We start from the raw sequence: 19,598 nt of genomic DNA on the forward strand, positions 1-19,598 counted from the left end.
TCCCGCCGCGGCAGGGGCGCGTGCCGCTGGAGGCAGATCCGGGAAGGAAGGACCGTGGTCGGCGAGCACGAGGAGGCTGAGGATGAGCACGCTGACGTTCCTCGGTGGCGCGGGCACGGTCACCGGCAGCAAGTACCTGTTCGACACCGGTGACTCCCAGGTGCTGGTGGACTGCGGCCTGTTCCAGGGCCTCGCGCCGCTGCGCCGGCGGAACTGGAAGCAGCCGCCGCTCGACCTGGACCGGCTGGACGCGGTCGTGCTGACCCACGCGCACCTCGACCACTGCGGCTACCTGCCGGTACTGGTGCGGCACGGGTGGCGCGGACCCGTGTTCACCACCGAGGGCACCGCCGACCTGGCGGCGATCGTGCTGGCCGACAGCGCGCACCTGATGGTGGAGGAGGCCCGCCAGGCCAACGAGGCCGGCTGGTCCAAGCACCGGCCCGCGCTGCCGCTGTACGACGCGGAGGACGCCGACCGCGCCACCCGGTTGTTCCGGCCGATGGACTTCGAAGTGGTTCGCGCCGTCGCGGACGGCGTCGACCTCGAGTTCGGCCGCGCGGGGCACATCCTCGGATCGGCGTGGGCTCACCTGACCCTGGGCGATCGCAGTGTGGTCGTCAGCGGTGACCTGGGCAGGCCGGGACACCGGGTGCTGCGGCCGCCGCAACCGAGGCCGGCGTGCGACGCGCTGCTGGTCGAGTCGACCTACGGCGACCGCAGGCACGACGACGCCGCGGCGACCGCTCTGTTCGCGAGCACCATCCGCCGCACGGCCGCACGCGGTGGCAGCGTGCTGATCCCCGCGTTCGCCGTGGACCGGACCGAGGTGATCCTCGTCGAACTGGCCAATCTGGTGCGCGCGGGTGAGATTCCGGACCTGCCGGTGTTCGTCGACAGCCCGATGGCGCTCGCGTCGTTGCGGGTCTACCGGCAGGCGGTGGCGAAGAGCTGGCCGGAGATCCGTCCCGAACTGATGCACGGCGAGGACGCCTTCGACCCCGGCCGGCTCGCCGAGCTGCACACCGCGACCCAGTCCATGCAGGCCAACGACCCGAAGACGCCGTCGATCATCATCTCGGCCTCCGGCATGGCCACCGGTGGGCGGGTGCTGCACCACCTGAAGTCGATGCTGCCCGACAACCGGCACACGGTTGTCGTCGTCGGCTACGCGGCCGCCGGCACACGGGCACGGCAGCTGGTCGGCGGCGCCCGCGAGATCAAGATCCACGGCCGGTACGTGCCGGTGAAGGCCGAGGTGCAGGTGCTGGACGCGTTCAGCGCCCACGCCGACGCGGACGAGCTGCTGGCGTGGGCGACCGGCGGGCCTGCCCCGGGCACCGCGTACGTGGTGCACGGCGAACCGGAGGGGGCGCAGACGCTGGCCGAACGCCTGGAGACCGAGCACGGCTGGACCGCCGTGGTCCCCCGTGACGGTGAACGGGTGCTGGTGTGACAGCTCAGAGCTGAATCCGGCCCGCGGCTCCGGCGTCCCACCGAGCCGGGCGAGGACGAAGGTCCCGGACTCCGGGGGACCCCGGCCACTCACCTGCGGCGTCGTGGTCCGCGACGCTGAAGTGCATGAGCGAGAACGAGTCCCGGCCCGTGGTGGTCGGTGTGGACGGGTCCCCGGCCTCCGAGGAGGCGCTGCGGTGGGCGGTGAACGAGGCCCGGTTGCGGGGTTGCCGGGTCGAGGCGGTCTCCGCGTGGCACATGGACTACGGCATGGCCATCGGGTCGATGTCGGCCGAGATCGCGTTGCAGCTGTCGCCGGAGAACAGGCGGGCCGCTCAGCAGGCGGTGCTGGACGGGGCGGTGGAGGAGTTCACCGGCGTCGAGATCTCGCGCGTGCTGGTCGAGGGCGACCCGAGGACGGCGCTGACCACGGCGTCGCGGGACGCGCAGTTGCTGGTGGTGGGCAGTCGCGGGCACGGGCCGATCGTGGAGGCGATCATCGGCTCGGTCAGCTCGTACTGCGTGCACCACGCGACGTGCCCGGTGGTCGTGGTCCGCGCGCCGAAGCCCGTCGAGACCGAGACCGCGCGCGACGAGCGGATCACCCGGATCCCCGCGCCACTGACCCCCGGCCCCCTGCTCTGACGGCTGGTCACAGGCTGGCGAACAGGTAGTACAGCGCGCTCAGGGTGAGCGCGACGGCGATGACGACCGCCGTGACCTGGATCCACCGCTTGCTCACTCGCACCTCCGTGTTCGGTGGTCGCGCCCGCCGCCTGCCGGTGGCGTCGACTGCCTTGAGCAACAGCCTGCCTCACGAGTCGCCTGCCCGTGCGGACACCCGGTAACGACCTGAATGCCGTTATCCTGACGGTATGACCGTCTTGCCGGCCGCCGGCGGGTCCGTCGAACCGTTCTGCGATGACCTGGACGTGCTCATGACACCGCCCGAGCTTCTCGTGCTGGACCTGCCGGTGCGTCCGGGCGTCGCCGTGTCGGCGTTGCGCCGTGAGCTCACCTCGGCTCTGCAGGGCCTCGGGGAGGACCACCTCTACGACGTCCTGCTGGTGATGACGGAGCTGGTGAGCAACGTCCTGGACCACACGCCCGGCGTCGGCCATTTGCGCGTCCTGCGCAGTCAGACGCCCTGTGCGGTGACGATCGAGGTGGACGACGATTCGGCCGCGGCACCCGTGTACGGCCGTTCCCGCCTGCCGAACGACAACCGCGGCCGGGGGATCGTGGTCGTCGACAACCTGGCGAAGGCGTGGGGAATCCGGCGCCGGGCCGGTGGCGGCAAGACCGTGTTCGCGTCGGTCTCCTGCTGAGCCACCCGCGCAGGTCGGGGGAGCGGCGGTCGTGAAAGGCCTTGTCGCCCGGATTGACGAACTTGCGCGTTCGCGCGGGTGTTGTTTCGTTCGTGGTGACCGGACATTCGTATCGTGCGGTGAGTGGGAAGTGAACGGGCGGCCGGTCGGGAGCCTTCGGAGCTGGGGATCGAGATGCTCCCCGTCGCGGTGGCGGGATTGCGGGCCGAGCTCAGCGAGGCTCGCGCTCTGGCCCGCGAGCTGGCCGGGATGACACCGGCCCAGGCGGACAGCTCGTGGTGCGACCAGCTCGAGGACGAGTACCACGACGTCGGTGCCGGGCACAGGCAGATGGTGCGTCAGCTGACGCGCTGGCGCCTCGACCACCCGGACGCTCCGGGCCTGGACGAGCTGGCCGACCTCGTCGCCGAGGTGGAGCCCGTCTGCCACGACCTGCTCCGACAGCTCGCGCGGCTGCGTTGCGCGCGGGGCACGAGCGGAACCCGCGTCCCGCAGGACAGGCCGCGGGCGACGCTGATCCGCGACGAGCCACAGTGGACGTTCTCCGACTCTCGCCACTGTGGACCACGTGCGCTGCACGTCTGGCGTGAGGACGACACGCACCTGGTGGCCGTCGTCGTCGCCGAATCACCTGAGGGCGGCGTCAACACCGCTGACGCCGGTGACGCCGTCGCGGCACGGCTGCGGGCCGAGCACCCGGACTGCGAGATCGAGCTGCTCGTGTGGACCCCGAGCCCTGTTCCCGGCGGCGGCGACCGCTTCGAGCGCGTGCACCCGTCCGCCGCCGGGCAGGTGGTCGCGCACGACGTGATCGATCGGCTCGGCGCCGGGCAGCGGTACCGCTGCCGGTGCCAGAGCTGACCGAGCGGGCGGTCAGAGCAACTGGATGCCGACGACGCACGTGTCGTCGTCGGTGTTCGAGTCACTGGTCGCGAGCAGCTCGTCGAGCAAAGCCTCCAGATCACGCGGAGGACCCGAGACCGCGTCGCACAGGCGCTCCAGGCACTCGTCCAGCGGCACGTCCCTGCGTTCGACAAGGCCGTCGGTGTAGAGCAGCAAGGTGTCGCCGGGCTCCAGCTGCACCTCACCCTCCTGGTAGGACACCTCCGCCAGCGCGCCCAGCAGCAGACCGGGCAGCATGGGCAGGAGCTCGCCACGATCGTTCCTGATCAGCACCGGGGGCAGGTGGCCGGCCCGCGCCCAGCGCAGCACGCGGGTGAGCGGGTCGTACACGCCGCAGAGCGCGGTGGCGATGATGTGGTCGGTGAGGTGGTGCGCCACCAGGTTCAGCCACTTGAGCAGCTGGCCCGGCCCCGCGCCGGTGGCGGCGAGACCGCGCAGGGCGTTGCGCAGCGCCACCATTCCGGTCGCGCCCTTGATGCCGTGGCCGGTGATGTCCCCGACCGAGACCAGGATCTGCTTGGTCGGCAGCACGACGGCGTCGTACCAGTCGCCGCCCACCAGCTCCTCCTGGGCCGCCGGCCGGTAGCGCACGGCGACGCGCAACCCGAACGCGTCGATGGTGGGATGGGTCGGCGGCATGATCACCTGCTGGAGCCGCAGCGTCAGCCTGTTGTGCTCCTCGACCTCCTGGGCGGTGATGGCGAGCTGGTCCTGGGCCGCGGACAGCGCCACCTCGGTCCAGTGCTGCGCCGACACGTCCTGGTAGGCACCGCGGATCGCGAGCAGCGCGCCCTGCGAGTCGAGCACGGGTTCGGCGATCACGCGGACGTGCCGGGTCACGCCGTCGGCGCGGTGCAGCCGGAAGGCCGCCGACGCGGGCCGGTGCAGGTGCTGGACGTTGCGGAGGAAACCGTTGAGGGACGGGAGGTCGTCCGGGTGGGCGTGCTCGGTGATGTCGGACAGCGGCACGGGATCGGCGGTCAGCGGGAGGCCGTAGAGCGCGTACAGCTGGCTGTTCCAGATGACCTTGCCGTGCTGGGGCTCCTCCTCGAACCCGCCGATGCGGCCGAGGCGCTGGGCGTGCTGCAGGAGGTTGGCGAGCCGGGCTGCCTCGTCCTGCACCCGCCACACGACCAGCACGAGCACGCCGTGCCGGGTGACGCTCACACTCGCCGTGACCGTGAGCGGCAGTTCGTCGACCAGGGCCGCCAGCGTCATGCGCTCGGCCCGGAACGGCTCACCGGTCGCGTGCACGCGCTCGATCTTGTCGAACAGGTCGCCTTCCGCCGCGGCCAGCGGGTAGGCCTCCAGCAGCAGTCTTCCCGCCACCGCGGCCCGCGGCCTGCCCGCGAGGTCGACGAACCGGTTGTTCACGTGGTGGACCCGGAAGTCGGTGAGCGTGCCGTCGGCGGAGATCTCCGGGCCCAGCACGAGCGCGGGGTCGAGCAGCCCGTCGGCGAGGTCCGCGAGCTCGGCCGGCGCGGACGTCACGTGCTCGATCTGCCCGAGCGGGCTGGTGAAGTCGAGCGTGGCGGCGCACAGCTCCGCCAGGGCCTCCACCTGCCTGTGCACGCTCAGCGGCTGCGGTTCGAGGACGTCGGGCCAGCAGATCTCCAGCACACCGGTGATCCGGCCCCCGGTGCCCGCGGGAACGGCCACGCGACCGGGCAGGTCCGCGCCGACGGACGGCAGACCGGACCGGCCGAGATCGGAGATCCACACCGCGTCGCGGTCGAGGAGCGCCCGCCGTGCGGGCGTCGCGACGCCGGGCGGCACGTAGCGCCAGCGCTGGGCCTCGCCCGCCGCGAATCCCGCGTGCCCGACCAGGGTGAGCGAGGAGTCCGCCCCCGCGGACCAGATCGCCACCGCGGCCGCGCCCAGAGGCGCGAGTGCGTGCGCGAACAGCGACTGGGCGACGGCCTGGGTGTCGTCCGCCTGCAGCGCACCGCTCTCCGCGGTCCGCAGCCGGATCGCGGCCCGGTCGCCGGGGTCCGCCGTCGCCGGCACCCGTGCGACGAAGTCGTCGCCGGACGCCTCGTTGATGATGTCGACGGCCAGTTCGAGCTGGGTGGTGCCGGCGCGCTCGGCGAGCAGGGCGAGCTGCTCCGCGGCCTGGGCCGGGCCGCAGCGCAGCCGTTCGACGAGCATGCCCTTCGCGAGCTCGACGAGCGCCCGGCCGTCCGCCGCCTCCCGGCTCTCCTCGAGCTCGCGCCGCAGGCGTTCGACCAGACCCGCGAGCCGGTCGACGCCTGTCCCGTCGGCCGTCACCGCTGACGCATCCAGTGGCGTACGCAGGAGATGAGCTCGTCCGCGTCCACCGGCTTGGTGACGTAGTCGTTGGCACCGGACGCGATGCTCTTGTCGCGGTCGCCGGGCATGGCCTTGGCGGTCACCGCGATGATCGGCAGCTCTTCGTGGTCCGGCATGGCGCGAATGGCCGTCGTGGCGGCGTAGCCGTCCATCTCCGGCATCATCACGTCCATCAGGATCAGGTCGATCTCCGGGTTGGCGACCAGGGCCTCGATGCCCTCCCTGCCGTTCTCCGCGTGCAGCACGCGCACGCCGTGCAGCTCCAGGATGCTGCTCAGCGCGAACAGGTTGCGGGCGTCGTCGTCGACGATCAGCACGGTGCGGCCGGAGAGCTGGCCGTTCGCCTCGTGGACCACCGGCTGGCCCGGCTGTTCCGGCCGCACCAGCGGCAGCACGTCCTGCGGGCCCTTGGCGTTGAGGTGCAACGCGATCCGCTCCCGCAGCTCGTCCAAACTGGACAGGATCTCCAACGGGCGTGAGCTGCCTCGCTCGTGCAGCTGCTGCTCGTACTCGGCGGCGAGCCTGCGGTTGTGGTGGGCCAGCACCGGAACCGTGCCCGTCGCCGCGTCGCCGTCGAGGGCGTCCAGGAAGCGCAACGCCGCCCCGTCGGGCATGTCGAGCTCCAGGACCACGCAGTGGCACGGCTCGGTCGCCAGCGCCGCGGCTGCCTCCTCCTGCCCGACGGCGGTGACCACGTCGACCGGGCCACGCGGGTCGTCGCTCGCGGACAGGTCGGTCACCGCGCTCTGCGCGACCAGCGAGAGCAGGCCGTGCGACTTCTCCTCGATCACGAGCAGCCTGCGCTTGTGGCCGTTGGCGACGGTCGGTGCGGCCGCCGCCGGCAGCGCCGACGCCTCCTGCTCGGGGAGGTCCTGCGCGTTCTCGGGGAAGTCCTCGCGGCGCACCGGCAGGTAGAGGGTGAACGTGCTGCCCTTGCCGAGGGTGCTCTCCGCGGTGATCAGGCCGCCGAGCAGGTAGGCGATCTCCCGGCTGATCGACAGGCCGAGGCCGGTGCCGCCGTACTTGCGGCTGGTGGTGCCGTCGGCCTGCTGGAAGGCACCGAAGATCGACTCGAGCTGGTGCTCGGCGATGCCGATGCCGGTGTCGCTGACGCGGAACATGATCGCCGGGCCGTGCTCGCGCACCGCGGGCGGCAGCTGGTCCGGGTCGGCGAGCTCGATGCGCAGCTCGACGCCACCGGTCTCGGTGAACTTCACCGCGTTGGACAGCAGGTTGCGCAGCACCTGCTGCAGGCGCGTGTCGTCGGTGACCAGCTCCGGCGGGGTGCCGGGCGCGGTCGTGAGCTGGAAGCTCAGCCCCTTCTGGGAGGTGAGAGGCCGGAAGGTCACCTCGACGTAGTCGCGCAGCTGGCGCAACGAGACGCGTTCCGGAGTGATGTCCATCTTGCCGGCCTCGATCTTGGACAGGTCGAGGATGTCGTTGATCAGCTGCAGCAGGTCCGAGCCGGCCGAGTGGATGATGCCCGCGTACTCGACCTGCTTGGGCGTGAGGTTGCGGCTCGGGTTCTGGGCCAGCAGCTGGGCGAGGATGAGCAGGCTGTTGAGCGGGGTGCGCAGCTCGTGGCTCATGTTGGCCAGGAACTCCGACTTGTACTTCGACGCCAGCGAGAGCTCGCGCGCCCTGGTCTCCAGTTCCTGGCGCGCCTGCTCGATCTCCAGGTTCTTCGCCTCGATGTCGCGGTTCTGCGTCGCGAGCAGTGCCGCCTTCTCCTCCAGCTCGGCGTTGGAGCGCTGCAGCTCCTCCTGCCGCACCTGGAGCTCGCCCGAGCGCGACTGCAGCTCGCCGGCGAGTCGCTGGGACTCCGCCAGCAGCTCGTCGGTGCGGGCGTTGGCGATGATGGTGTTGACGTTGACGCCGACGGTCTCCATCAGCTGTTCGAGGAAGTCGCGGTGGATGTCGGTGAAGTGGTGCACCGACGCCAGCTCGATCACGCCGAGCACCTGGTCCTCGACCACGATCGGCAGCACGACGAGGTTCACCGGCGCGGTCCGCCCGAGCCCGGACGAGATCGCGACGTAGTCGGCGGGCATGTCGTCCACGGCGATGGTGCGGCGGCTGCGGGCCGCCTGGCCCACGAGCGACTGGCCGAACTCGAACCGCGTCGGCCGGGAGGCGTCGTCGGGGTGCCCGTAGGAGCTGATCAGGCGCAGCTCCTGGTGGTCGTCGATGTCGTCGGCCAGGTAGAAGGCGCCGAACTGCGCGGACACCAGCGGGGTCAGCTCGTCCATGATCAGTTCCGCCACCACGGCGAGGTCGCGGCGGCCCTGCATGAGACCGGAGATGCGCGCCAGGTTGGACTTGAGCCAGTCCTGGTCCTGGTTGGCCTTGGTGGAGTCGCGCAGCGAGCCCACCATCGAGTTGATGTTGTCCTTGAGCTCGGCGACCTCACCGGAGGCCTCGACGGTGATCGACCGGGTCAGGTCGCCCTCGGCGACCGCGCTCGTCACCTCGGCGATCGCCCGCACCTGCCGGGTCAGGTTGCCGGCGAGCTCGTTGACGTTCTCGGTGAGCCGCTTCCACGTGCCGGAGACGCCCTCGACCTCGGCCTGGCCGCCCAGCCGGCCCTCGCTGCCCACCTCGCGGGCCACGCGGGTCACCTCGGCCGCGAAGCTGGACAGCTGGTCGACCATCGTGTTGATCGTCGTCTTCAGCTCGAGGATCTCGCCGCGGGCGTCGACGTCGATCTTCTTGGTCAGGTCGCCCTGCGCGACGGCGGTGGTGACCTGGGCGATGTTGCGGACCTGGTTGGTCAGGTTGTTCGCCATGAAGTTGACGTTGTCGGTGAGGTCCTTCCACGTGCCCGCCACGTTCGGCACGCGTGCCTGACCGCCGAGCATGCCCTCGGTGCCGACCTCCCGGGCCACGCGGGTGACCTCGTCGGCGAACGCGGAGAGCGTGTCGACCATCGTGTTGATGACGCCCGCCAGCGCGGCGACCTCGCCCTTGGCCTCGACGGTGATCTTCTGGCTGAGGTCGCCCCTGGCGACCGCGGTGGCGACCTGGGCGATGGACCGCACCTGGTTGGTGAGGTTGGACGCCATGACGTTCACGTTGTCCGTCAGGTGCTTCCACGTGCCGGAGACACCGCGCACGGTCGCCTGGCCGCCCAGGTTGCCCTCGGTGCCGACCTCGCGGGAGACGCGGGTGACCTCGTCGGCGAAGCCGGACAGCTGGTCGACCATCGTGTTGATGGTCTCCTTGAGCTCCAGGATCTCGCCGCGCGCGTCGACGCGGATCTTCTGGCTCAGGTCGCCTCGCGCGACCGCCGTCGTCACCTGCGCGATGGAGCGCACCTGCGCGGTGAGGTTGTCCGCCATGACGTTGACGGACTCGGTGAGGTCCTTCCACGTGCCGGACACGCCCTTGACGTCCGCCTGGCCGCCGAGGCGGCCGTCCGTGCCGACCTCGCGGGAGACGCGGGTGACCTCGTCGGCGAACGAGGAGAGCTGGTCGACCATCGTGTTGATCGTGTTCTTCAGCTCGAGGATCTCGCCGCGGGCGTTGACGTTGATCTTCTGGCTCAGGTCGCCCCTGGCGACCGCCGTCGCGACCTGGGCGATGGAACGGACCTGGGCGGTCAGGTTGCCCGCCATGAAGTTCACCGAGTCGGTGAGGTCGCGCCAGGTGCCGGACACGCCCTTGACGTCGGCCTGGCCGCCCAGCGCGCCCTCGGTGCCGACCTCGCGGGAGACGCGGGTGACCTCGTCGGCGAACGAGCTGAGCTGGTCGACCATCGTGTTGATGGTGCTCTTGAGCTCGAGGATCTCGCCCCGCGCGGTGACCGTGATCTTCTGGCTCAGGTCGCCGCGCGCGACCGCCGTCGTCACCTGCGCGATGTTGCGGACCTGGTCGGTCAGGTTGCCCGCCATGAAGTTCACGGAGTTCGTGAGGTCCAGCCACACGCCGCCGACACCGGGCACCTCGGCCTGCCCGCCGAGCCTGCCCTCGCTGCCGACCTCACGCGCGACTCGCGTGACCTCGTCGGCGAAGCTGGAGAGCTGGTCGACCATCGTGTTTACGGTGTTCTTCAGCTCGAGGATCTCGCCGCGGGCGTCGACGTCGATCTTCTGGCTCAGGTCGCCCCGCGCGACCGCGGTGGCGACCTGGGCGATGTCGCGCACCTGGCTCGTCAGGTTGCCGGCCATGGCGTTCACCGAGTCGGTGAGGTCCTTCCACGTGCCCGACACGCCCGGCACCTCGGCCTGCCCGCCTAGCCGGCCGTCCGTGCCGACCTCGCGGGCCACGCGGGTGACCTCGGAGGTGAACAGCGACAGCTGGTCGACCATGCCGTTGAAGACCGTCGCGATCTCGCCGAGCAACCCGTCGGAGTCGTCGGGCAGGCGGATGCCGAAGTCGCCGTCGCGCACCGCGGTGAGCCCGGCGAGCAACTGGCGCAGCTCCGGCATGTCGGCCGCTCTTCGTGCGGCGGTCTGACCGGCGGAACGGTCGGCCTTGGCCGTAGTGCCACTCATTCCTACTGCCTCCACGACAGGGGCGGAAACTAAGGTGTTGAGGGGACACCTGGCTTTTCAAGCGCACCTCGACGAACCGAACGACCTTACTTCAACGACGTCCGGACAAGTGCGGCCCGGTCTCCCGTTCGCGATCAACGTTGCCGTGCGGGGGAGACGTGCGCGATCTCCCGCACGTCGGCGCAGGTGCCGTGGCCCGCGGCAGCGCGGCAGACGCCCGTGCCGCCCGCTTCCCCGAGCCCGGCGGCGCGCCGGTTCGTGGAGCGGATGCCACCGCGGTTCACCCGAGCGGATGAATGCCGGCGGTGATCACGCCGGCGGAACCGTTGTGCTGGAGCGGAATTCCGCGACGGCCGGTCGACGCCGGGTCCGTTCCGCCGCGGAGCCCCGGGCCGGCGGTGCGCACCGTCCCGCGGGCTCGTGGTGGCGGCGGGTGACCGGTCATCCGGTCACGCGTCCCCTGTCCGAGGTGGACCACCCCTGTCAGGTGGTCGCCATCATCGGCGCAGGCGTACCGCTTGTCGCCCGTTCAGCTGGCAGATGTTCCGCAGGTTTTCGCCAGTCCGATGCGGCTACTCCAAACGGCGCAACCACGGTGATCCGTTCGAGAGCGGAGGGAGTTTCTGCACGGAACACCGGCGCGGCGGCAGGTGGGACCTGCGGAACGGACGCTGACGTGCTCCGGGCCGTGGACGGACCGCGCGGCCGCACCAGAAGACGCCACGCATGAAAGGAAGACCATGCGCAAGAACGTCACAACAGGCCTCTTGGCCGTAGTCGCGGCCAGTGGTCTGGTTCTGGCCGGCGGTCCGACCGCCAGTGCCGACACCAGCGCGTTCCACCCGTTCCGCACAAGCGGTGCGGGACACCTGAACTCCGGTGACTGGTACGGGCACCACACCGCGGCATCCGCCATCGCCGGGCACGGCGGACCCTCCGGGCACGGCGGCCACGCGGTCAGCGCCAACACCGCGACGTCCGGAAACACCGGCTACTCCGGCGATTCCGGCGACACCGGTGACAACGACGCCCACGTGATGTGCGTCCACGCCACCTGCGTGACCGGCACGGGCTCGGGCCACTCCGGCAGCACGGCCACGGGGGACTCCGGCGACGCCACCAACCACAGCTCCACCCACGGCGGTAACACCGGCAACGGTGGCAACGGCGGCAACGCCCACGCCGCGGCGGCGAACGCCACCGAGACCGAGTCGGACAACGGCCACGCCCACAGCGACACCGAGACCACGGCAACCGCCACGGCCGGCCACGGCGCGGCCTCCGGCAACGGCGGCAACGCCTTCAGCGCCAACAACGCCGCCACCTCCGGCAACACCGACCACTCCGGCGACTCCGGCGACACGGGCGACAACGACGCGTGGGTGATGTGCGTCTACTCCAACTGCACGACCGGCACCGGGTCCGGCCACTCCGGCAGCACGGCCACGGGGGACTCCGGCGACGCCACCAACCACAGCAGCACCAACGGCGGCGACACCGGTAACGGTGGCAACGGCGGAGACGCCGTGGCCACAACGGAAAACGCGACTGAGACCGAATCGGACGACCACGCCGTCCACAGCGACACCGACGTCTCGGCAACCGCCACGGCCGGGAACGGCGCGCCGTCCGGCAACGGCGGCCACGCCGTCAGCAGCAACACCGCGGTGTCCGGGAACACCGGCTACTCCGGCGATTCCGGTGACACGGGTGACAACGACGCGTGGGTGATGTGCGTCTACTCCAACTGCCTGACCGGCACGGGCTCCGGGCACTCCGGCACCACGTCGACGGGCGACTCCGGCGACGCCGTCAACCACAGCTCCACCAACGGCGGAAACACGGGCAACGGCGGCCACGGCGGTGACGCCGACGCGATGGCCACGAACGTGACCGAGGCGGAGGACGACTGACCGACTGATCATCTGTGGAACGGGCGGGGTTCTCATCCCGCCCGTTTCCGCTGTCCGCTCAGTTCCGCCGATCCGCGCGGTTCTTGCGGTAGCTGGAGAAGAGCGCGACACCGCTGGCGATGGCGATCAGTCCGAAGGCGGCGCTGACGTAGAGGCTCAGGCCGAAGGCCTGGGTGGCGACGTTGGCCGCGAGGCTGCCGGCGAGCACCACCACGAGCAGGGCGCGGCTGCGGCTGGGGGAGAGGTTCGCTTCTTCTTTCATGACAACGAAGTTAGTGGCGTTCGCGGGCTGCGCCGATACCGCAGGCTTCCCGGTTGCAGGTAGAGCAGGCTGCACCTCGGTCCCGTGAGGCACTCCCGCCGGCCTCGGGCTCAGGCCTCCGGGTCGGACCGGCTCAGCCTCGCGCCGGGACTCGACGCCGTCCAGCTGGCGAGGATGTCCATGGCCTGCCTCGACGGCGAGCCGGGCGCCGTCGTGTAGACGTACAGCATCGTGTCCGGATCACCGGGCAGCACCAGGGATTCGTACTCGACGGTGAGGTCGCCGACCAGCGGGTGGCGCAGCCGCTTGGAGCCGTGGGTGCGCTGGTGGACGCGGTGCTGCTCCCACCAGTGGTCGAAGTCGGGGCTGCGTTCGCGCAGCTCGGCGACAAGAGCGGTCGTGGCGGCGTCGGCCGGGTCCTTGCCGATCTCGAACCGCAGGCTCTCCACCGCGGCTCTGGCCTGGTCGTGCCAGTCGGCGAACAACGAACGCGCGTCCTCGTCGAGGAAGATCCAGCGGGCGTAGTTGCGTTCCTTCGGAGGAATCTCGTCGAAGTCCGCGAACAGCGCCTTCGCCATCCGGTTCGCCGCGAGCACGTCGGTGCGGCGGCCGAGCACCAGCGCCGGTTCTCCGTCGAGCGCGTCGATGAGCTGGCGCAGACCGGGACGGACGCGCTGCGCGTTGCGCGACCGCCGGGGCGCCGGGCCGGAGGAGAGGCCGATCAGGTCCCGCAGGTGGGTGCGCCCCGCCTCGTCGAGTTCGAGGGCGCGGCCGATGGCCTCGACGACGGCCGGGGAGGGGTTGATGCGCCTCCCTTGTTCGAGCCGGGCGTAGTAGTCCGCGGACACGCCGGCGAGCAGGGCGACCTCCTCGCGGCGCAGACCCTTCACCCGGCGGACCCTGCCGTCGGAGGGCAGGCCGGCGCGGGACAGGTCGACCTGGCCGCGTGCGCGGCGCAGGAAGTCGGCGAGTTCGCGGTTGAGACCGGTCATGACACCCCATTGTCGCCGAAGATCCGGTTTCCCGGGTGGACCGCTCAGTCCCAGGTTCGCGAGTCCGAGGTCTGACAGGGCCCGGGATGAGCCCCAGGACGACGTTGCGCTGCACCAGGCTTGAGCCATGACCTTCCCCGCTGATCGTCCCGCCACCTGGTTCGTCACCGGCACCTCCCGCGGCCTCGGCCTCGAACTCGTCCGGCAGCTCCTCGAACGAGGGGACAACGTCGCCGCGACGACCCGTTCCACCGACCGCCTCCTCCGCGCACTGGACGCCGACACCACCCGGCTGCTGCCGCTCGCCGTCGACCTCCGCGACGAAGCGGCTGTCGCCCAGGCCGTGCGTAACACGACCGAGCGCTTCGGCGGCCTCGACGTCGTCGTCAACAACGCCGGCTACGGCTATCTCGCCGCGGTGGAGGAGACCACCGACCGCGACGTGCGCGACATGCTCGACGTGCAGGTCATCGGCGTGTGGAACGTCCTGCGCGCCACCCTGCCGATCCTGCGCGAGCAGCGCGGCGGCCACGTCGTCAACGTGTCCTCGGTGCTCGGCCTCACCTCCGTTCCGGGCTGGGGGCTCTACTGCGCCGGCAAGTACGCGCTGGAGGGCCTGACCGAGGCGCTCGCGGCCGAGGTCGCCGAGTTCGGCGTGAAGGTCACCATCGTCGAGCCCGGCTACTTCCGCACCGACTTCCTCACCACGGACTCGCTCGCGTTGCCCCACGCCACCACGGCCGCCTACCCGGCGATCCGCGAGATGGTCGAGAACCACCTGGCGCTGCAGGGGAACCAGCTCGGCGACCCGGTCCGGGGCGCCCGGCTGATGATCGAGCGCGTCGTGTCCGGGGAGGGCCCGCTGCGCCAGATCCTCGGCTCCGACTCCCACGCCTACGCCACGGCCAAGGTCCAGGCGCTGCGGGCGAACCTCGACGCCGCCGCCCGGACCGCGTCCGCGAGCGACTTCCCCGCCTGACCCGGCTTCCCGAGGAGGAACGAGCAGATGAGCAGGATCCTGATCGTCATGTCCGCCGCCGACGTCTGGGAGCGCACCGACGGCTCCGCCTACCCGACGGGGTACTGGGCGGAGGAAGTGGCGGCACCGCACGAGAAGTTCACCGAGGCGGGCTTCACCGTCGACTTCGCCTCTCCCGGAGGCGTGCTCCAGCCGCTCGACGCGCACAGCGCCGACCCGGAGATCGCGGGGCCGGACTGCGCGCACCACGTCCAGCACGCCGAGCGCGCGCTGCGGGAGTTCGGTCCGCTGCTCAGGCTCGACGAGGTCGGCATCGCCGGCTACGCCGCCGTCGTGCTCCCCGGCGGCCACGGTCCCGTGGTGGACCTGTACCAGGACGCCGACCTCGGCAGGCTGCTCACGGAGGCGGACGCGACCGGGAAGATCATCGGCGCGGTCTGCCACGGACCCGCCGGGTTGCTCTCCGCGGTCGGCGCGGACGGCAGGTGGGTGTTCGAGGGCCGTCGGATGGCGGCGTTCACCGACGAGGAAGAAGAGCTGTTCGGCACCGCCGAGAACGCGCCCTGGCTGCTGGCCTGCATGCTGAGGGACAAGGGCGCGTTGCACTCCGGCGGACCGGCCTACCAGGCTCACACGGTCCAGGACCACAACCTCTTCACCGGCCAGAACCCCGCGTCGAGCGCCCCGATGGCCGAGGAGATCGTCGCCGCCCTGACCGGGCAGAGGTGACGGTCGAACGAGCGTTGGAACGCTCTCACCGTTCCCACGCCTCGCGTTCCGCACCGCGTGGATCGTCGACCGTGCCACTGTCCACGTCGAACCGCATGGTGGTGCGCCGATCCCGCGTGTAGGGCGGCCAGCCGGGATCTCCGGCACGGGCGAAGCGGACCCAGCTGTCGTGGACCCGCGTGACGAGGGACGACGGAGCTTCGCCGTCACCGAGCAGCCTGTCCGGCCCGCGCAGCGAGGGAAGGCCGGTCCGCCCGAACACGAACGGGAGCTCGACCGTGTGCGTGGCGCCGAGCGCACCGTCGAGCGCGGGTGACCGCCAGGCGAACTCGTAGGCGAAGACCCGGGAGTGACGGGCGTGCGCCTCGGTCAGCGCCCACGTGCCCGCGCCGAACAGGGCGTCACCCAGGACGGCGGAGCGGATCTCCCCGTCGGTGGCCGCCGGGCGCTGTTCGCGGTAGGTCCTGACCAGCCGCAGCGGGTCGGGGTGCGCCTTGGCCGCGACGGCGTCCACGTCCGCGCCGGTCGAGCTGCCGTACCGGCCGAACGGCACCAGGTAGAGGTTGCCCTCCTCGGTGTTCGTGCCGATGAGCAGGTCGACCCCGGCGACGGTGGCGTCCGCCGGCTGCGTGTCGAGGACCAGGCTGAACGGGCTCAGCCCGACCAGCGGATCGGTGTGCGTGGCGGTGCGCAGGTCGATGCCCGCGAGCTTGGTCGCCGTCTCCACGAGACGCTCGTCGGAGATCTCCGCGAAGGCGTCGGCGCTCGCCTCGATGCCGAGGAACTCGGCGGCGGCGCGGGTGACGATCGACGCCTGCTCGGGGGAGAAGGCGCCCAGGCCGCTTCCACTTTGGACGATCGCGCGCCGGAACAGCCCGGTGGCCTCGGGTGTGGCCAGCAGCCCGCCGACGACGGTCGCCCCGGCGGACTGGCCGAACACCGTGACGGTGCCGGGGTCGCCGCCGAACGCGGCGATGTTCTCCCGCACCCAGCGCAGGGCCGCGACGACGTCGAGCAGACCTCGGTTGGCCGGGGCACCGGGAACGTCGAGGAACCCGGCGACACCGAGGCGGTAGTTCACGGTGACGAGCACGACGCCGTCGCGGGCGAACGCCGACCCGTCGTACATTTCGGCGCGTCCGGAGCCCGCGACGAAACCGCCGCCGTGCACGAACACCATGACGGGCAGGCCGGTGGCGGCGGGGTCCGGCGTCCAGACGTTGACGGTGAGGTAGTCCTCGCCGCCGTGCCAGCCCTCACCGAAGTAGGCGCGCAGGTCCACGTCGCCGAGCCGGCGCGGTGCTTGGGGGGCGGTGGGCCCGAACTCGGTGGCGTCGCGGACCTCCCGCCACGGCTCGTGCTCCGCGGGTGCCACGAACCGGCCGGCACCGGAGGGTGCGGCGGCGTAGGGGATGCCGAGGAACGCGGCGGTCCCGTCCCGGCTCAGCCCGCGCACGGCACCTCGGGTGGTGACGACCTCCACCGCCCTCACCTCTGGCCGTAGGGGGAGAAGGGCGCCCAGTCCTTGATGGCGAACGTGCCCGCGTCGCGCACGACCTCCACGGCGCCCCCGCCGGGGAAGTGCGCGGGGAACACCAGCGCGCCGGTGTCCGCGGCCTCGCCCAGGATCCTGCGGCGGGTGGCGCGGGCCTCGGCGGGGTTCTCGCAGAAGCAGCTGTTGGCGTCCGGTTCGAGGACCTGCACCGGGGCGTGCACCAGGTCGCCCGTGAACACCGCGCGGTCGGTGCCGGAGACGAGGGCCAGGACGCTGGAACCGGGGGTGTGGCCGGGTGCCGGTTCGAGGCGCAGGTTGGCGTCGATCTGGTGGCCGTGCTCCCACAGCTGTGCCAGACCGGCCTGGTGCACGGGGAGGACGCTGTCCTCGAAGACGTTCTGGTTGCCGCGGCCGAGCACAGCGGTCCTGTTGTTGGCGGGGTTCCAGAAGTCGAAGTCGTCCTTCGGCATCAGGTAGGTGGCGTTGGGGAAGGTCGGCACCCAGGCGCGGTCCTCGAGGCGGGTGTTCCAGCCGACGTGGTCGATGTGCAGATGGGTGTTGACGACGACGTCCACGTCCTCGGGCCGCACGCCGGCGCGGGCGAGGTTGCCGAGGAAGTCCGTGGTGAGGTGGCTCCACACCGGGGCGTAGGGGCGCTCCTTGTGGTTGCCGACCCCGGTGTCGACCAGGATCGTCCTGCCCTCGCTGCGCAGCAGCCACGTCTGGACGGCGGCACGCACGGTGCCGGTGGCGGGGTCGAGGAACTCCGGCGCGAGCCATCCCTCCTCCCAGGCCTGCCGCGAGGACTCGGGGAAGAAGACCTCGGGAGTCATCTCCACCGAGCCGTAGTACTCCCACACGCGGGTGACGGAGACGCCACCCAGTTCGATCGTGTCCATGCCGTCGATGCTGCGAACCCCGGCGGTGGCCAGCCAGACCCGCTCTTGCCTACCACTGACGTGGTCAGGCTCGGCGTGACCCGCGTGCGCATACTGGCCGGATGAGCGGACAGGGACAGCTCGCCGAGTACCTCCAGGCCTGCCGGGCGCGTCTGCGGCCGGAACAGGTCGGTCTCCCGACCTACGGCGAACGGCGGCGGGTCCCCGGGCTGCGTCGCGAGGAGGTCGCCGGTCTGGCCGGCGTCAGCGCCTCCTACTACGTCCGGCTGGAACAGGGGCAGGCGCTGCACGCGTCGCAGGAGGTCGTGGCCGCGCTCGCCCGTGCGTTGCAGCTGAACGCCGACGAACACTCCCACCTGCGCGAACTGGCCCAGCCACGACGCCGCCGGACCGCGCCGAAGCCACCACCCGAACGCGTCTCGCCCGACACCGCCGAACTCGTCGCAACGCTGGCCCAGCCGGCGATCCTGCTGGGCAGGCGCGGCGACGTGCTGGCGTGGAACGCCCTGGGCCACGCCTTCTTCGCGGGCCACCTCGACCGCACCAGCCCGCAACGCCCCGCGGACCGTCCGAACATGACCAGGCTGGTGTTCCTCGACGCGCACACCCGCGCCCTCTACCGGAACTGGGCGGTCAAGGCCCGCGCGGTCGTCGGCAACCTCCGCCTCACCGCCGGCAAGCACCCGGAGGACCGGGAACTGAGCGCCCTCGTGGGGGAGCTGGCGACCCGCAGCCCCGAGTTCGCGACGATGTGGGCCGACCACCGGGTGCGGGCCTGCGACAGCACCGCGCACCACATGCACCACCCGGTCGCGGGGGAGGTCGTGGTGAAGCAGCAGACGCTCCGCATCCCGCACGCCCCCGACCAGACGCTGACCGTCGTGACGGCGGAACCCGGCTCGGCCGCGGCCGCCGCGCTCACGTTGCTCGGGCAGGCCGTGGCGATGGGACGACCGGACGCGCAACCGCGCTGAGGGACCGGTGACCTCGACGGACGGTGCGACGCGACCGTCTGCGGACGAGACCGCTGTCACTGCCAGTAGCGGTGCGCTCACCAGGGGAAATGTGAGCATCAACACTGGGCCGTGATGTTCTCGTGTTCGTTTCGTAATGTGGGCCGCCGTGTGAGCATGCCCTGTCCCCAACGCAAGGTGTTCCCGAATGTCGGGCCGACATAGAACGAAGCAGACAGCCAGCCGCAAGCTCCCCATCGCGGTCGCCTCCACCCTCACGGCGGGCCTGGTCGCGACCTTCTGGGTCGTCAGCGTCTCCGGTCAGCCGATTGATCCGGCCGGAGCGGCCGCCCAGCTGGTCGCCCCGTCGACCTCTGCCGGCCAGGACCAGCCGTCTGTCGCGGCGTCGACCACGGCACCGTCGTCCTCGGAACCTCCGGCGACCACCACGCCGCCCCCGGTGACCACGACGACTGTCGAGACCACCGCGCCGCCACCTCCGCCGCCTCCGCCTCCGCCGCCCTGTCCGACCACCCTGGACGGGGTGAAGCCCCACGTGGCGCAGGTGGGCCACCACCTCGCGGGCAAGTTCGGCGTCGAGGACGTCGGCGGCGCGGCCGGCCGGGGCGGCTCCGGAGACCACCCCCTCGGCCTGGCGCTGGACTTCATGGTCGACAACGCCACCGGCAACGCCCTGGCCGAGCACGTGCTGGCCAACCGCCGGGCGTTCGGCGTCACCTACGTGATCTGGCGCCAGCGCTACAACGACGGCAGCGGCTGGTCGCCGATGGAGGACCGGGGAAGTCCCACGGCCAACCACATGGACCACGTCCACGTGTCGTTCCAGCAGAGCGCGACCGTCAACGTCACCTGCTGATCTCTTCGAG

General features: G+C 71.4%; 16 protein-coding genes. 9 read left to right on the forward strand and 7 right to left on the reverse strand.

The features are described 5' to 3' along the window. Positions 1–82 precede the first annotated feature (82 nt). The 4 genes from ORI60_RS35655 (at position 83) to ORI60_RS35670 (ending at position 3,644) form a co-directional block, all read left to right on the forward strand. Positions 83–1,456 (forward strand): MBL fold metallo-hydrolase RNA specificity domain-containing protein, encoded by a 1,374-nt coding sequence (locus ORI60_RS35655; protein ID WP_266042413.1) that lies wholly within the window; start codon positions 83–85, stop codon positions 1,454–1,456. Between the two features lie 125 nt (positions 1,457–1,581). Next, positions 1,582–2,100: a universal stress protein gene (locus ORI60_RS35660; RefSeq protein WP_266042414.1), complete on the forward strand. Its 519-nt coding sequence runs from the start codon at positions 1,582–1,584 to the stop codon at positions 2,098–2,100. A 230-nt stretch (positions 2,101–2,330) separates the two neighbouring features. Beyond that, positions 2,331–2,783: an ATP-binding protein gene (locus ORI60_RS35665; RefSeq protein ID WP_266042415.1), complete on the forward strand. Its 453-nt coding sequence runs from the start codon at positions 2,331–2,333 to the stop codon at positions 2,781–2,783. A gap of 123 nt (positions 2,784–2,906) precedes the next feature. Continuing rightward, complete coding sequence (locus ORI60_RS35670; protein ID WP_266042416.1) at positions 2,907–3,644, forward strand: hypothetical protein; 738 nt, start codon at positions 2,907–2,909, stop codon at positions 3,642–3,644. A gap of 12 nt (positions 3,645–3,656) precedes the next feature. Here the strand turns inward: ORI60_RS35670 and ORI60_RS35675 are convergent, their stop codons facing one another. From ORI60_RS35675 to ORI60_RS35685, 3 genes are all read right to left on the reverse strand, one after another. Further along, positions 3,657–5,954, reverse strand: coding sequence for a SpoIIE family protein phosphatase (locus tag ORI60_RS35675; RefSeq protein ID WP_266042417.1), 2,298 nt, complete (start codon positions 5,952–5,954; stop codon positions 3,657–3,659). Next, positions 5,951–10,423 carry a HAMP domain-containing protein gene (locus ORI60_RS35680; RefSeq protein WP_266042442.1) on the reverse strand — a complete coding sequence of 1,491 codons (4,473 nt, stop codon included), beginning with the start codon at positions 10,421–10,423 and terminating at the stop codon, positions 5,951–5,953. The genes ORI60_RS35675 and ORI60_RS35680 overlap by 4 nt, the downstream gene beginning before the upstream one ends. 200 nt (positions 10,424–10,623) lie before the next feature. Next, positions 10,624–10,773, reverse strand: coding sequence for a hypothetical protein (locus ORI60_RS35685; protein ID WP_266042418.1), 150 nt, complete (start codon positions 10,771–10,773; stop codon positions 10,624–10,626). A gap of 456 nt (positions 10,774–11,229) precedes the next feature. On the opposite strand from ORI60_RS35685, the gene ORI60_RS35690 reads away from it, so the two are divergent. Further along, positions 11,230–12,402: a hypothetical protein gene (locus tag ORI60_RS35690; protein WP_266042419.1), complete on the forward strand. Its 1,173-nt coding sequence runs from the start codon at positions 11,230–11,232 to the stop codon at positions 12,400–12,402. Positions 12,403–12,460: 58 nt separating this feature from the next. Here the strand turns inward: ORI60_RS35690 and ORI60_RS35695 are convergent, their stop codons facing one another. Beyond that, positions 12,461–12,664 (reverse strand): hypothetical protein, encoded by a 204-nt coding sequence (locus tag ORI60_RS35695; RefSeq protein ID WP_266042420.1) that lies wholly within the window; start codon positions 12,662–12,664, stop codon positions 12,461–12,463. Between the two features lie 110 nt (positions 12,665–12,774). Next, positions 12,775–13,656: a helix-turn-helix domain-containing protein gene (locus ORI60_RS35700; protein WP_266042421.1), complete on the reverse strand. Its 882-nt coding sequence runs from the start codon at positions 13,654–13,656 to the stop codon at positions 12,775–12,777. Positions 13,657–13,783: 127 nt separating this feature from the next. Here ORI60_RS35700 and ORI60_RS35705 point away from each other — a divergent pair, with 127 nt between their 5' ends. Both ORI60_RS35705 and ORI60_RS35710 read left to right on the forward strand, forming a co-directional pair. After that, complete coding sequence (locus ORI60_RS35705) at positions 13,784–14,635, forward strand: SDR family oxidoreductase (RefSeq protein ID WP_266042422.1); 852 nt, start codon at positions 13,784–13,786, stop codon at positions 14,633–14,635. Between the two features lie 27 nt (positions 14,636–14,662). Then, positions 14,663–15,364 (forward strand): type 1 glutamine amidotransferase domain-containing protein, encoded by a 702-nt coding sequence (locus tag ORI60_RS35710; RefSeq protein WP_266042423.1) that lies wholly within the window; start codon positions 14,663–14,665, stop codon positions 15,362–15,364. 25 nt (positions 15,365–15,389) lie between these two features. On the opposite strand, the gene ORI60_RS35715 is transcribed toward ORI60_RS35710, so the two are convergent. Together ORI60_RS35715 and ORI60_RS35720 are read right to left on the reverse strand one after the other, a co-directional pair. Further along, positions 15,390–16,847 carry a carboxylesterase/lipase family protein gene (locus ORI60_RS35715; RefSeq protein ID WP_266042424.1) on the reverse strand — a complete coding sequence of 486 codons (1,458 nt, stop codon included), beginning with the start codon at positions 16,845–16,847 and terminating at the stop codon, positions 15,390–15,392. 5 nt (positions 16,848–16,852) lie between these two features. Continuing rightward, positions 16,853–17,758: an MBL fold metallo-hydrolase gene (locus ORI60_RS35720; protein WP_266042425.1), complete on the reverse strand. Its 906-nt coding sequence runs from the start codon at positions 17,756–17,758 to the stop codon at positions 16,853–16,855. A 101-nt stretch (positions 17,759–17,859) separates the two neighbouring features. Between ORI60_RS35720 and ORI60_RS35725 the strand changes: the two genes are divergently transcribed. Together ORI60_RS35725 and ORI60_RS35730 are read left to right on the forward strand one after the other, a co-directional pair. Continuing rightward, positions 17,860–18,732, forward strand: a complete 873-nt coding sequence (locus ORI60_RS35725) for a helix-turn-helix domain-containing protein (protein ID WP_266042426.1) — start codon at positions 17,860–17,862, stop codon at positions 18,730–18,732. Between the two features lie 187 nt (positions 18,733–18,919). Then, on the forward strand, positions 18,920–19,588 hold the full coding sequence (locus ORI60_RS35730; RefSeq protein ID WP_266042427.1) for a hypothetical protein: 669 nt from the start codon (positions 18,920–18,922) through the stop codon (positions 19,586–19,588). The last annotated feature ends 10 nt before the right edge of the window (positions 19,589–19,598 follow it).

Source organism: Lentzea sp. NEAU-D7, assembly GCF_026242055.1.
In the GTDB taxonomy this organism is placed as follows: Bacteria; Actinomycetota; Actinomycetes; order Mycobacteriales; family Pseudonocardiaceae; genus Lentzea.

Excerpts from the sequence above, each read along its gene's own strand:
- ORI60_RS35655 (WP_266042413.1), top strand. The coding sequence starts at position 83 with ATGAGCACGCTGACGTTCCTCGGTGGCGCGGGCACGGTCACCGGCAGC.
- ORI60_RS35660 (WP_266042414.1), top strand. The coding sequence starts at position 1,582 with ATGAGCGAGAACGAGTCCCGGCCCGTGGTGGTCGGTGTGGACGGGTCC.
- ORI60_RS35665 (WP_266042415.1), top strand. The coding sequence starts at position 2,331 with ATGACCGTCTTGCCGGCCGCCGGCGGGTCCGTCGAACCGTTCTGCGAT.
- ORI60_RS35680 (WP_266042442.1), bottom strand. The coding sequence starts at position 10,423 with ATGCCGGAGCTGCGCCAGTTGCTCGCCGGGCTCACCGCGGTGCGCGAC.
- ORI60_RS35690 (WP_266042419.1), top strand. The coding sequence starts at position 11,230 with ATGCGCAAGAACGTCACAACAGGCCTCTTGGCCGTAGTCGCGGCCAGT.
- ORI60_RS35695 (WP_266042420.1), bottom strand. The coding sequence starts at position 12,664 with ATGAAAGAAGAAGCGAACCTCTCCCCCAGCCGCAGCCGCGCCCTGCTC.
- ORI60_RS35700 (WP_266042421.1), bottom strand. The coding sequence starts at position 13,656 with ATGACCGGTCTCAACCGCGAACTCGCCGACTTCCTGCGCCGCGCACGC.
- ORI60_RS35705 (WP_266042422.1), top strand. The coding sequence starts at position 13,784 with ATGACCTTCCCCGCTGATCGTCCCGCCACCTGGTTCGTCACCGGCACC.
- ORI60_RS35710 (WP_266042423.1), top strand. The coding sequence starts at position 14,663 with ATGAGCAGGATCCTGATCGTCATGTCCGCCGCCGACGTCTGGGAGCGC.
- ORI60_RS35720 (WP_266042425.1), bottom strand. The coding sequence starts at position 17,758 with ATGGACACGATCGAACTGGGTGGCGTCTCCGTCACCCGCGTGTGGGAG.
- ORI60_RS35725 (WP_266042426.1), top strand. The coding sequence starts at position 17,860 with ATGAGCGGACAGGGACAGCTCGCCGAGTACCTCCAGGCCTGCCGGGCG.
- ORI60_RS35730 (WP_266042427.1), top strand. The coding sequence starts at position 18,920 with ATGTCGGGCCGACATAGAACGAAGCAGACAGCCAGCCGCAAGCTCCCC.